This is a genomic window from Tunicatimonas sp. (assembly GCF_049647865.1).
Lineage (GTDB): Bacteria > Bacteroidota > Bacteroidia > Cytophagales > Cyclobacteriaceae > Tunicatimonas.
In genome coordinates this window covers 1-13,577 of the sequence record NZ_JBARYM010000607.1, presented here as the reverse complement: position 1 = coordinate 13,577, position 13,577 = coordinate 1, and the positions used below count along the sequence as shown (strand labels likewise).

The 13,577-nt window shown below is 43.7% G+C and carries 11 protein-coding genes; 10 read left to right on the top strand and 1 reads right to left on the bottom strand.

Features of this window, described 5'->3' with window-relative positions; all coding sequences use genetic code 11:
• The 10 genes from WBA23_RS17800 to WBA23_RS17755 form a co-directional block, all read left to right on the top strand.
• A partial coding sequence (locus WBA23_RS17800) for a T9SS type A sorting domain-containing protein (protein ID WP_424583635.1) occupies positions 1 to 411 on the top strand: 411 nt, incomplete at its 5' end.
• Between the two features lie 117 nt (positions 412 to 528).
• Positions 529 to 2,136, top strand: coding sequence for a carboxyl transferase domain-containing protein (locus WBA23_RS17795; RefSeq protein ID WP_424583634.1), 1,608 nt, complete (start codon positions 529 to 531; stop codon positions 2,134 to 2,136).
• Between the two features lie 108 nt (positions 2,137 to 2,244).
• Complete coding sequence (locus tag WBA23_RS17790; RefSeq protein ID WP_424583633.1) at positions 2,245 to 3,051, top strand: enoyl-CoA hydratase-related protein; 807 nt, start codon at positions 2,245 to 2,247, stop codon at positions 3,049 to 3,051.
• A 111-nt stretch (positions 3,052 to 3,162) separates the two neighbouring features.
• Positions 3,163 to 5,133 (top strand): acetyl/propionyl/methylcrotonyl-CoA carboxylase subunit alpha, encoded by a 1,971-nt coding sequence (locus tag WBA23_RS17785; protein WP_424583632.1) that lies wholly within the window; start codon positions 3,163 to 3,165, stop codon positions 5,131 to 5,133.
• 108 nt (positions 5,134 to 5,241) lie between these two features.
• Entirely contained in the window at positions 5,242 to 6,384 is a 1,143-nt protein-coding gene (locus tag WBA23_RS17780) for an acyl-CoA dehydrogenase family protein (RefSeq protein ID WP_424583631.1), read from the top strand.
• A 6-nt stretch (positions 6,385 to 6,390) separates the two neighbouring features.
• Positions 6,391 to 7,239 carry a hydroxymethylglutaryl-CoA lyase gene (locus tag WBA23_RS17775; RefSeq protein ID WP_424583630.1) on the top strand — a complete coding sequence of 283 codons (849 nt, stop codon included), beginning with the start codon at positions 6,391 to 6,393 and terminating at the stop codon, positions 7,237 to 7,239.
• A gap of 69 nt (positions 7,240 to 7,308) precedes the next feature.
• Positions 7,309 to 7,884, top strand: a complete 576-nt coding sequence (locus WBA23_RS17770) for a hypothetical protein (protein WP_424583629.1) — start codon at positions 7,309 to 7,311, stop codon at positions 7,882 to 7,884.
• A gap of 201 nt (positions 7,885 to 8,085) precedes the next feature.
• Entirely contained in the window at positions 8,086 to 9,048 is a 963-nt protein-coding gene (locus tag WBA23_RS17765) for a D-alanine--D-alanine ligase (protein ID WP_424583628.1), read from the top strand.
• 21 nt (positions 9,049 to 9,069) lie between these two features.
• Positions 9,070 to 9,924: a PASTA domain-containing protein gene (locus WBA23_RS17760; protein WP_424583627.1), complete on the top strand. Its 855-nt coding sequence runs from the start codon at positions 9,070 to 9,072 to the stop codon at positions 9,922 to 9,924.
• A gap of 37 nt (positions 9,925 to 9,961) precedes the next feature.
• Positions 9,962 to 11,854: a T9SS type A sorting domain-containing protein gene (locus tag WBA23_RS17755; protein ID WP_424583626.1), complete on the top strand. Its 1,893-nt coding sequence runs from the start codon at positions 9,962 to 9,964 to the stop codon at positions 11,852 to 11,854.
• Between the two features lie 30 nt (positions 11,855 to 11,884).
• On the opposite strand, the gene WBA23_RS17750 is transcribed toward WBA23_RS17755, so the two are convergent.
• On the bottom strand, positions 11,885 to 13,577 hold a 1,693-nt coding region (locus tag WBA23_RS17750), incomplete at its 5' end, for a hypothetical protein (RefSeq protein WP_424583625.1).

Genomic DNA, 13,577 nt, shown 5'->3' with positions numbered 1-13,577 from the left:
ATAGAAAGTGACTGGCACGAGATGTTTGTAGATCTAAGTCGTTTTGCTGGCGAACCTGAAGTACGAGTAGCATTTGAGTCGATTACTGGCTACGGCAACAATATTTTTCTAGATGATATTGAATTCTTTTTATCAGGCAATGATGATCCGGTACGCACTGCCGAAAACTCGTACAGGATATTTCCAAACCCTACCTCTGATATTCTAAATTCGGTGTTTAACCTTCGCAGTCGTGAGGATATTCAAGCGGCAATTTATAATTCGCAGGGACAATCTGTGTGGCAAAGAACCTATCCTAACACACTAAATCAAACCTTTGATATCGACTTGCGCACCTTTCCTCGTGGTATTTACATATTTCGGGTTTTTAGCTCAACATTAACCGATAGTAAGCAGTTTATACTACAGTAAGGCTTATTACATCACTAGCTTTTATATTAGTATATTCGCAAACACACTTGATTTAAACGAGTGATTTTTACTGGTTGGCAAATTTTTAGCGTAGCTTTAAAATAAACGTAATTTACTTTGTACGTATTAGAGACTAACATCAACACTGAATCGGCTGAGTTTAAGGAACAGCAATTGGCTTACCAAGAGTTAATAAATGACTATCGAGGTAAACTTCAGAAGGCTCTTCAGGGCGGTAGCGAAAAAGCGCGGAATAAACACCAAGAACGGGGCAAACTACTGGCTCGAGAAAGAATCAATCTATTGGTTGATCCGAATACCCCATTTCTAGAGCTATCACCAATGGCAGCCTATGGGATGTACGATGATCAGTTTCCTTCGGCAGGGGTGGTATCCGGAATAGGCATTATTCACGGAAAGGAGGCTATTATCTCCGCCAACGATGCTACGGTGAAAGGCGGTACTTACGTCGCTGAATCTATTAAAAAGCATATTCGGGCGCAGGAGATTGCTAAGGAAAATCATTTGCCGTGTGTCTATCTGGTCGATTCCGGCGGAGTGTTTCTGCCTGAGCAAGCCAATGTCTTTCCTGATCGCTTCGATTTTGGCCGCTTTTTCTACAATCAAGCGAATCTATCAGCGCAAGGCGTACCCCAAATTGCCGTGGTAATGGGTTCTAGTACTGCCGGAGGTGCTTATGTTCCGGCGATGAGTGATGAAGTAATCATCGTAAAAAATCAGGGAACGATCTTTTTGGGTGGTCCCCCATTGGTAAAAGCAGCTACCGGTGAAGAGGTTACTCCCGAAGAATTAGGCGGAGCCGATGTGCATACCGCCATCTCCGGGGTGGCCGATCATTTGGCCGAAAACGACCGCCATGCGCTCCAAATATGTCGCAACATTTTTGAAACGCTACCCAAACCAGAAAAACAATTTCTAGACCGTAAGCCGACCGAACAACCTCTATACGACCCCAAAGAATTGTACGGAATTGCTCCGCTTAATTTTAAGAAGCCGGTAGATTCTCGAGAAATTGTTATGCGACTGGTAGACGGGAGTAAGTTTCACGAATTTAAAGCTCGCTACGGAACTACGCTGGTTACTGGTTTTGCTCATATCCACGGCTTTCCAGTAGGCATCATTGCTAACAACGGCATTATTTTTTCAGATACTTCCCTAAAAGGAACTCACTTCATTGAACTCTGCTGTCACCGTAAAATTCCAATTTTGTTTTTACAGAACATTACTGGGTTTATGGTGGGAAAAGAGTACGAACGCAACGGCATTGCTCGCGACGGAGCCAAGATGGTTCATGCCGTAGCTACCGCTAATGTACCTAAATTCACTGTAGTCTTCGGTGGGTCGTTCGGAGCTGGAAACTACGCGATGGCTGGGCGGGCCTACGACCCCCGCTTACTATTTATGTGGCCAAACGCCCGCATTTCGGTTATGGGCGGCGAGCAGGCAGCGAATGTGCTACTTACCGTAAAAGAAGCTCAATTAGAAGCTCGAGGCAAAGACATTCCCACTGAAGAGTTTGAAAGCTTTAAATCCGAAATTATGAATAAATATGAGCAGGAAGGATCACCTTACTACAGCACTGCTCGCTTGTGGGACGACGGAATTATTGACCCAATGGATACTCGTCGCATCGTAGCTATGGGCATTGCCGCATCACTCAACAAAAAATACCCCGAACCCAAACCCGGTATTTACCGAATGTAGTGTTCGGAGACCGGAAAATGGGGACATGACTAATGACTATTTAACAATTAGCAATCAACAACTAGCCATTTAGCAATCAAACAATTCAACATTAACACCTATCAAACCATGCATTATTACGAGACAATAGAACTGGAAGTAAACGATGGCATTGCTACCCTCTGGCTAAATCGTCCGGAGGTACGTAATGCGTTCAATAATCACGTGATCGTTGAACTGATGGATTGCCTTCAGTCTATTGAACACCAAGCCGATATCATCGCGGTAGTTATTCGGGGGCGAGGCAAAACCTTCTGCGCCGGAGCTGATATCCAGTGGATGAAAAGTTTCTCTTCCATGTCCCATGAAGAAGATTTTCAAGAAAACACCCATCTGGCTCGCTGTTTTTACATGATCTATACGTATTCTAAGCCCACCATTGCCCTCGTACACGGGGCAGCGTTCGGCGGAGCTAATGGACTACTAGCAGCCTGCGATATGGCGTACTGCCTCAACGATACTAAGTTTGCTTTTAGTGAAGTAAAGATTGGTATTATTCCCGCCACCATTTCACCGTACATTGTTAAGCGAGTTGGTGAATTTAATGCCCGTGAACTTATGCTGACCGGAAGGCAATTTAGCGGAGAAGAGGCTGCCCAAAAAGGATTAGTTAACGCTACCTTCTCGTCGCTGGAGGCTTTGTCAGATTATGTTCAGCAGATTGCACAGGAATTGAAGACAAGTGCGCCTGGCGCCATTAGCAACTGCAAAGACCTGATTTTTAATATTACGAAGAGTAATAACTTTAATGAAACTATCGATTATACTGCTCGTATGATCGCCGATGCCCGAGCTTCGGAAGAGGGGCAAGAAGGCATGAGTGCTTTCCTAGAAAAACGCAAGCCCCATTGGGTAACCAGTACTAGTGTAAATTAAAAGCAATACGTCATGTGCAACTGCTGATGAATAGCGACAGGCAAATCATTAATTATCAATCTCGGAATATCCTGGAACTTATCCGGGACGGGATAAACTTTTAATTAGGTTATGTTTCGTAAACTACTAATAGCTAATCGGGGAGAAATTGCGGTGCGGATCATCCGTTCGGCCCAAGACTTGGGTATTCCCACGGTAGCTATCTATTCTGAGGCCGACCAAGGGGCACTGCATACAACAATGGCCGATGAAGCTTCGGTATTGTCTGGTGATGATATTGGCAGTACGTATCTGGATATTCCACAAATAATTGATATTGCCCAGAAGAGTGGAGCAGATGCTATCCACCCCGGTTATGGTTTTCTATCGGAGAATTCAGCATTTATTCAAGCTTGTGAACAAGCCAATATTACGTTCGTTGGTCCGAGCGAAGAAGCTATTCGGATGATGGGTAATAAGCTGGAAGCTCGGGCTTTCGCCAAGCAGTTAGGCGTTCCGGTTCCTGAAGGTATTACGGGCTCGCAAGAAGAAATACTAGCCCAGCAAAACGAGCTACCTTATCCTATTTTAGCGAAGGCCGCCGCCGGTGGTGGGGGTAAAGGCATGCGAATTGTTCGCTCGGCTAAAGATCTTAAAGATGCATTGATCTCTACCAGCCGAGAGGCTAAGTCATATTTCGGAGATGCTACGGTGTATATTGAAAAATATTTGGAAGAACCGCGCCACATTGAGTTTCAGCTACTAGGCGATCAGCACGGTAATTTAGTGCACTTGTTTGAGCGGGAATGTTCGCTGCAACGACGTTATCAGAAAATTATAGAAGAAGCTCCCTCTCCCACTCTTACTCCCGAGCTGCGCGCGCGCATGGCGGAGGCTGCTTTAAAGTTAGGTAAGGCAATCAATTACTACAACGCCGGAACCATAGAATTCTTAGTAGATGCTGAGGAAGAATTTTATTTTCTGGAGATGAATACCCGGGTGCAGGTAGAACATCCGGTGACGGAAATGACGACCGGAGTGGATATTGTTGCCGAGCAACTTCGGGTAGCTGCGGGGCAAAAGCTTTCATTTACTCAAGCAGACCTGCAACAGCAAGGCCACGCTATTGAGTGCCGGGTATACGCCGAAGATCCCAAAAAAAACTTTCTACCTTCTCCGGGAGAGATCACGTACTATAGCGCGCCCAACTCAGTTCGTCTGGATACGGCTATTACTGGTCCAACTGTCATTGAGAGTCAATACGATCCCATGATTAGTAAAATGATTGTGTATCGTCCGAATCGAGAGGATTGCATTCGGCAGTCAATCGAAGCGTTAGAACATTACGTAATACACGGTATTGAAACCAATATTGCTTATTTGCGGGCACTGCTTCGCTCCGAAGATTTTCAGCAAAACACTATTTCCACTAAATACTGTGATGAGCAAACCTCTGGAATTATCGACCGGATGGAGAAAGAAAAACAAACACTAGACAAGTTTCCAGTAGCATTAGCCGGACTCATCTACAATTTTCGAACACCTACTAAGGCATCAAAAGATAATATCTGGACAGAGATTGGGTTCTGGCGACATATTCCGACCGTGACTTTTGAAATAGATGAAGAGACAATTTCTCTTGAAACTTACCAAAATAAGTCGGAATACGAGGTTCGCTACAACGATACACTGTACCGAATCCATGCAATTAGTATAGACGAAGGTAAAGTGGATTTTTCAATAGATGATGAAAATTATACTTTCTACGCATCTATTCAAGATGATTTGAGCCAGCATATCTCTTGGAAAACGTATAAGTTCCATTGGCAGCGAAACGATCTGATGGCCGAGGGGCAGTTTAGTAGTACAGGTAGTGAAAGTGATGCTTCAGACGATCGGGTTAGTTCGCCCATGCCCGGCAAAGTTATTCAGCTAAACGTAGCGGTAGGTGACGAAGTAAAGCGAGGAGATACACTACTCATCGTAGAGGCTATGAAAATGGAAAACCAGATTATCGCCCCGCGAGATGCCCAGGTAAAAGAAGTGCGCGTAGAGATCAATAGCAGAGTAAATAAAGACGAGATTTTGATAGAGTTAGAATAAAAGGTGTGTATGAGTTGGATGTTATAGCTCTGCCGGTGGAAGACCAATAAAATGACACGATAAAAATCATAGCACCATAGCACCATAGCACCATAAAACAATTGACCCATGTATACCAATGAACAACACGAGCTAATTCGCCAGAGTGTGCGGGATTTTGCTGAACAGGAAGTTTTACCCTTAGCCCGCGAATTGGACAAGAAAGAGCAGTTTTCCTACGATCTTACCAAGAAAATAGGTGAGCTAGGACTATTCGGAATGATGATCCCCGAGAAATACGGCGGTCAAGGAATGGACTACCTATCGTATATTATTGCGGTAGAAGAACTAGCCCGGGTAGATAGCTCCCAAGCGGCTACTTTGGCGGCCCATAATTCTTTGGGAATTGGTCCTCTTTACAGCTTTGGCACCGAAGAACAGAAAGAAAAGTACCTTCCGCAACTCTGCACCGGCAAAGCTTTATGGGCCTTCGGGCTTACCGAGGCCGAAGCAGGTTCTGATTCTCGAGGCACTAAAACTATGGCCACTTTAGAAGGTGGACAATGGAAAATTAATGGCTCTAAAATATTTATTACCAACGGAGCCACTGATATTACTATTGGTGTAACCGTGCAGGCCGTTACCGGTGAGAACGATGGTAAGAAAGAATACTCTACCATCATTGTAGAGGGAGATAACCCGGGTTTTGAGGCAATGGTCATGCACGATAAACTTTGTTGGCGAGCAAGTAATACTTCTCAACTATTTTTCGATAATTGTCAGGTTCCGGAAAGTAATTTATTAGGCGAACGCGGGCAGGGTTCTAAAATTATGTTGCAAACGCTGGATGGGGGCCGACTTTCTATCGGAGCTATGGGTTTAGGACTAGCCCAAGGGGCCTACGAAATGGCCATACGCTACGCCAAAGAACGCGAACAATTTGGCAAACCACTTACTCAGTTTCAGGCCATTTCGTTTAAACTAGCCGATATGGCTACTAAAATAGAATTAGCTCGTAACCTGCTATACAAAGCTTGCTGGCTCAAAGACAATCAAAAACCCTTCGGCAAGGAAGCAGCTATGGCCAAGCTGTACTGCTCAGAAATTGCCAAGGAAGTGGCCGACGATGCAGTTCAGATTCACGGAGGTTACGGCCTGATGGGTGAATACGACGTAGAGCGCTTCTATCGCGATCAGCGTATTTTGCAAATTGGGGAAGGCACTTCGGAGATTCAGCGATTAGTAATTTCCCGATATATTCTTAACGAGTAAGCCACAATGGTGAAGATTACCGAATGCCCCCGCGATGCGATGCAGGGCATTGAGACGTTTATTCCTACGGAAAATAAGGTGCGCTATATTAATTCTGTACTTCAGGTAGGATTTGATACAGTGGACTTTGGCAGCTTTGTGTCGCCCAAAGCCATTCCGCAGATGCGGGATACTACCGAAGTTCTTAATCAGCTTGATCTCACCTCATCTAGTTCAAAACTGCTCGCGATTGTTGGCAACCAACGAGGAGCGACCGATGCAGTACAATTTGATGAAATCACTTACCTAGGTTTTCCTTTCTCCATTTCTGATACCTTCCTCCAGCGAAACATTAATTCTTCAGTTGAAAAGTCTTTTAATCTGGCTAAGGAACTCCTGGAGATTTGTGATCAGCGCAACAAGCAACTGGTTACCTATATCTCTATGGCCTTTGGTAATCCTTACGATGACGATTGGGATACCGAACTGTTATTACACTGGATTGACCAGTTACATTTGGCAGGAGTACGGCGCATTACCCTAGCCGATACTGTAGGAATTGGGCAATCTCACCACATCGGTACAGCCTTGGCGATTGCTATTCCGGCTTATCAAGAAGTTAGTTTTGGGCTACATTTGCACACTAAATCCACCAATTGGCGCGAAAAGATTGATGCGGCTTACCAAAGTGGCTGCCTTCACTACGATGGAGTGCTAAGCGGGCTGGGTGGCTGCCCCATGGCTGGCCCCAATTTAGTAGGTAACATTCACACCCGCCACCTTCTTGATTATTTCAGTGAACAAGATGTACTCGAGAGCATAGATAATGACTTGTTTAACCAAGCAGAACAAGTTGCGTCTGAGATTATTTCTTGAAGAGTGTTATTGTGTTATTGTTGGTTAGTACGAACAAGTGATCTAGGATAGAACCTTGACCAAGAAGTTATGAGTGACGCCGGAAGATTGTACCCAATACCCGATAGCAAAATTGAGCGACCGATAGCCGTAACCGTAATTTGTATTTTAGGATTCGTAGGAGCCGGTTTATCAGTTCCGATGGCTTTCTCTGATGTTGCCAAACAAATTGGTAGTTGGTTTCCACCCTACTCCAGTTCTATAGCCGCTATGAGCTTGATTTGTATGATAGGATTTTGGTTCACTAAGCGATGGGCGATTTATGCTTATATAGGTTTAGTAGTGTTGAACCAAATTGTATTAATATACATGGATGAGTGGCACATCCTGACTTTAGTTTTTCAAGGAATTATTGTGGCAGTTATTCTATTGAATTTAGAGCCTAAAGCAAAAATGTTTTCACACCTATTGATTCAATACGTGAGACGGCAAGTTTGGGCAATTATTGTAGCCTACATGGTAGGAATACATAATTTTTACCGAGAAGAAAATAAGGCTCCCGAAGATATCGTGTTCACTGTTGAACATATCGAAGAGCAGGAGGATGATACTCCGAAGGATGAAAAGCCAACGAACCTTCCTAATGTAAATAAAAAAAAGCAGTAGTTTAGAGCTTCGTACTTCTGTATCGAATCCAAAACTCAAAATCTCAAACTCTGAAACTTCAACACTGTAATATCTTGCACCAAACGACAATCGCTGCAACACTATCGTAAATATTACATTTCTGTTAAAACAAACACCCCTAGCTCTATTTTTGCGTTTTACTTTCATTAAAAGGAGTAACTTTGCGCCAAATTTCTCAGTATGAAGAAAAATATTGCTGTAGTAGCCGGAGGTAGTTCCAGCGAATACGAGATCTCTCTGAAAAGTGCCGGGCTAATTATGGACTGCATTGATACTGAGCGGTTCAATTCGTATCTGGTGGTGATGGAAAAAGACCAGTGGTATGTTAAGCATGCTGGCGAAACGTTCTCGGTCAACCGCAATGATTTCTCTTGGGAGCAGCATGGTAATACTGTTCACTTTGATAAAGTATACAATATTATTCACGGCACACCGGGAGAAGATGGAAAAATACAAGGCTACTTCGATTTGCTAAATATTCCTTACACCGGCTGCGATGTGCTAACCAGTGCAATCACTTTTAATAAGAGTATTTGCAAACAACTGGTGCGGAGCCACGGAATCACCACGCCCCAGTCTGTGGTACTACAGCAACACCTATCTTACAACCTAGCAGAGCTGGTTAAAGAATTAAACTTCCCGTGTTTTGTTAAGCCCAACAATGGAGGTTCTAGCTTTGGAGCTAGTAAAGTAGATCTGTCTGAAGATTTAGCCGATGCTATTGCTAAAGCCTTCGAACACGATCATGAAGTGCTGATTGAAGAGTACATTTTAGGCAAGGAACTCACCTGTGGGGTTTACCGGACGAATGAAATGGCACGTGCTTTGCCCATTACCGAAATAGTGACGAAAAATGCTTTCTTCGATTTCCAGGCTAAGTACGAAGGAGCTTCCGAGGAAATTACCCCCGCTCGGGTGGACGAAGGGACAACCGAGCGGTGTCAGCGGCTCACCGAACGGATTTATACACTACTAGGCTGCCAAGGGTTGGCGCGGCTTGATTATATTTTGCAAGACGACGAATTATACTTTATTGAGGCAAACACCACGCCTGGTTGCTCGCCGGAAAGTATTATTCCGCAGCAGATTAGGGCGGCAGGCCTAGACATTAAAAAGATTATCAACGATCAACTGATAGCATAGTATTCAAACCACAAATTATTGATGAAATTATTAAGTGTTCGTTCCTGGAAAGGCCTACTCATTCACTTGGGCATTATAGCTGGGCTTACTATTGCCGCCGTGCTGATATTTTTTAACATGTACCTGCCCTCCACCACTAATCACGGCGAAACTGTTACGGTGCCTGATTTGGAGGGGTTGCATATTGAAGAGATTAATGAGTTTTTAACCAAACGAAATCTCAAGCACGAAGTGACTGCCGACTCGGGGTTCACCCAAGAATATCAGCCGCTTACTGTATTAACTCAGTATCCGCTGCCCGGGGCAAAGGTAAAAGAGAATCGCAAAATTTTTCTCAGCCTGAATGCGGTTAATCCGCCGCAAGTAAAAATGCCTCGCCTCATTGATGGTTCGGTTAAAAATGCTGCCCTTTTGCTGGAAAGTTACGGGTTAGAGATCGGCAATATTAAGTATGTGCCCGATTTGGCTCAAAACGCTGTGCTGGAGCAAAACTACGATGGAGAACCTATTAAAGCAGGCGTGTTTATTCCCAAAGGAGCTAAAATTGATTTACTCGTGGGCGACGGCCTCGGAAATACAACTTTAGAAGTACCCGAATTAGAAGGCTTAGTACTTGATGAAGCGGAAGTTGTTATATTAGGATCAGGTTTAAAGGTAGGTAATATATTATTTCGAGACCCTTCCTTAGCTGATCGTGATCCTAAAGACGAATTACAGCAATCGCAAGATCGGCTCGTTATTGTACAACAAAGACCCGTAGCCGGACGAAAGATACGCATTGGTCAGGAAATTGATATCTGGATGGATCGACAAGAAGAACAGGAAGATAGCATCTTAGACAAGGAAGAGGGAACAGATTCGTCCGAAATACTTTAAACCAACAAGCAACGTTCTCCTCCAATACTACCATCTTTTGAATCGGATTACATCGCTTTTTATTATCGCTATTTTTCTACTCGGGCATTTTGCTGTTCAAGCTCAGCAGAAAGGTTTGCAGTTAGTGCCCTTAACTTCTAACTCAGTATCTACCCAAGCTCGCATTCAACAAAATGAGGCACTAGACACTGTGCTGCTTTTACCCTTCTGGGATGATTTTTCTCAATCGACTACTACTGCTTTGGGAGTTCCCATTCCCGACACACTAAAGTGGATGCCTTCTAGTCAAAATACCCGAATCAATTCAGGCTTAGCTATTAACCCACCCACCATCGGCGTGGCTTCCTTTGATGGGGTGCAGCTTGATGGCACCCCCTACCGTTCTGGCGAAGAAGATGATGCTAGCGACAGCTTAGTTTCCCGCCCCATCAACTTAGCAGCTGTGCCGGAGGGTGTAAGAAATTCGGTGTACTTTAGCTTTTATTGGCAGCAACGGGGTAATGGTGAATTTCCTGACTTCGGCGATTCGCTCCGACTCCAATTTCTTACCAACGAAAATACCTGGCGCACCGTGTGGACGAGGGATGGAGGGGATTCATTAGCTACTAGAAATTTTGTTCAAGAACTCTTTCCGGTTTTTAGTCCAGCCTACTTTCATGAGCGGTTTCAGTTCCGTTTTCAGGCCTTTAGTCGGCTCACCGGCGCATTTGATACCTGGAACATTGACTACGTTTATCTAAATCAGAACCGATCCGAAGCAAATACTGCCTACTTAGATCGGGCAATTACTAAACCGCCTAGTTCACTATTCGGTGAATATACCGCCATTCCGATGCAGCAGTTTCGGGCCAACCCGGATCGGTACCTTGGTACTTCTTCGGTAGAATTTTTTAATCTGAATGTAGCGCTTCAGCCTATCCGCTATACTGCCATTGTGCGAGATACGGTGAGCAATCTTCAGTGGGTACTAAATGATTCAACCGCTATTAGCCCAGTACCAATAGGATTAGAGCGAGATACAATTTTTGCTAACCCGCTGACTAGTACCCAACTTGATCTTAGTGCCGATTCTCTATACCTGGAAACTGAGTTTTCTATCGCTGCCGGTGATACTGTATTTAACGAGACAATTGACTACCGAGTAAATGATACTACCCGGGCCGTGTTTGTACTAGATGACTGGTTTTCCTACGATGATGGCGAGGCAGAATTTGGAGTAGAAATTAATCAGCAAGGTGGCAAAGTAGCGTATCAATTTGTGACCCCCGAGGAAGCTTTACTCACCCACATTGATATTCACTTCCCTAACGTAAGTCGGAATCAGCGAACTCCTATTCAATTATTAGTTTGGCGAGACTTGGCAGATTCTACCGGACAAGAAGTTTTGCTGCGTTCCGTGAATGCATCGTCAATTCCTGATCCAAACTATAATGGGTTTACTTCCTACGAACTAGTAACTAACGATATTCCGTTTTATGTAACTGTGCAAGATACCTTCTACATTGGCTATGAACAACAGAGTGATCAATTTGTCGCTATTGGTTTTGATAAGAACACCAACACGGGTGACAAGCTTTTTTTCAACGTAAATGGTAACTGGGTACAAAATCAAGAGCTGCAAGGTAGTCTAATGATGCACCCCCGCTTTGATCGTGCTAGTGCTGATTTCATTCTTGCCCCCCCTCCTACTCCTGAAGAAACGATTACCCCTTCCCTAAAAATCTATCCTAATCCTACTGATGGCGTAGTTTGGATAGAGGGGCAAGTTGATCAGGCGGTTATAGCGAATTTGTATGGCCAGCAACTACGGGAATACGTGAATTTGATCGGCAAAACTTCCTTAGACCTCTCGGGACTGCCTTCGGGTTTATATATTATTAAAACTAGCAAAAAAGGGGAAATCAGCTCTCACAAAATTTTGCTTCGCTAACTTCCCCTATTGTTTTACTCTACTGACTTCTTAAGACACTTCAGTCATAGATTCTACTAGTTCCAGTTTATAGTTATCCTGCGCTTGTAAGTAACCTACTCGCGGAATTAGTGTGGCTCCGTACTTTTTCTTCTCCTGCCCAGAAGTTAGTCCGAGGAAGATTCGTTCTTTTCCTAAAGCGCGAGCCCGCATAGTAGCGTGAAATATAATCTGTTTGTAAACTTTGTGTTCTCGAGAGTATTGGTAATCCATTCCCAATAGTACAGCACAGTAGCTTTTCTCTGTTTTATAGGTAAACACAACTCCTATCAGTGGATCGTCACCATCGTTTACAAACTCTTCTTTCAAACGGAAAGTAATAAATTCCCAATTTGAATTTTGGTTCATCATCTCAAAGAGGCGGAAAGGAAACTCAACATTGTTAAATGCAAAGTTATGGTTGCTAACATCTTGGTAAAGGTGATATGACCTTAATAACTCATCTGGACTTAGCTGTTCTTTTGTTTCAATATTAAAATGTGATTGAAATTTGAATATATCGTTTTTAATGTGTTTACGCGATTTTGACGAAAGTCGGCTAAGATATTCTTCTTGGCTATTCCAGTCTAACTTTTGAATTACAGCACTCTCCGGTAGCACTATTTGCAGATACCCTTGGGTATGCATAGAATAGTTTATTTTGCGATCATTATCAGCGATATCTCGAACCATAACCGTATTACATCGGTGTTTTTCTTTTAATAATTCTAGTGTAGAACTCATGGTCTTAAGTGCATCATCGCATAAAGGATGCTCTTTGTCCAAGTATAAATGGTCGCCATCCGTAATTAATGACCCCATGGATAACACACGGGATGTTAAATAATCCGGACTAACTTTTCTGATAAGTTCAGCCTTTTCCGAAACCGAAGCAGCAGCTAGCACGTCATCTTTCCATAGTGCCGCCGTAAAAAAGGTAGCCAGTACTACTTTTCCTTGGTCATCCCTAATTATCAGATAAGTAAAGTCCCAGCGGTGACGAGTAATAGGATGGTTCGCAAATACTTCTTCGTAAAAGTTAAGCGCATTCCAATCGAATGCCCCGCGCTCCCCCATCAAACTATTCCACTCTTCAGAATTTATTTTATTAATAGTATCAACTACTTCCAGATGTAACCCCTTCAGTGGTTGAGGTTGTATTTCAATTGTCTTTTCTTCAGGAATAGGTAATTTAAAAGCTTTTCGCACCTGATTTAACGTATATCCTTCCTTCTCTAACGCTTTAGGATAGTGGTACTCCAGGGCTTCCACTAGTGCTTTAATTTCTTCGGGCTGATTGTGCCGTGAAATAGTAAAGCGAATCCCGGTGTTTTTTACCGGCACTACAGGAAACGTAGCGACATTAACGTAAAAACCATCGTTCATTAATCGCTTAGCAAACTCGTAAGAAACCGCTGGTAATGCTGCTCCAATAAAATGAACGGGACAAACATTTTCCTGAATTAAAGGCAGGTCAGTCTGGCGAATGAGCTGATTACAATAACTTACTTTCTCCGCTAATTCGCTCTGAAGATCGTAAATCTCGTCTGATAGGTGAATATTCGCCGAAGCTAAAGCCGCAGCTACACTCGGCGGCTCTAGCTGAGCCGAAAACGTTTGCGGTCCTCCAAAAACCTTGAACGCTTCGTATAAATGATCGTCGCCAAACGCCACTATTCCTCCACTCGCTCCAAACGATTTGCTA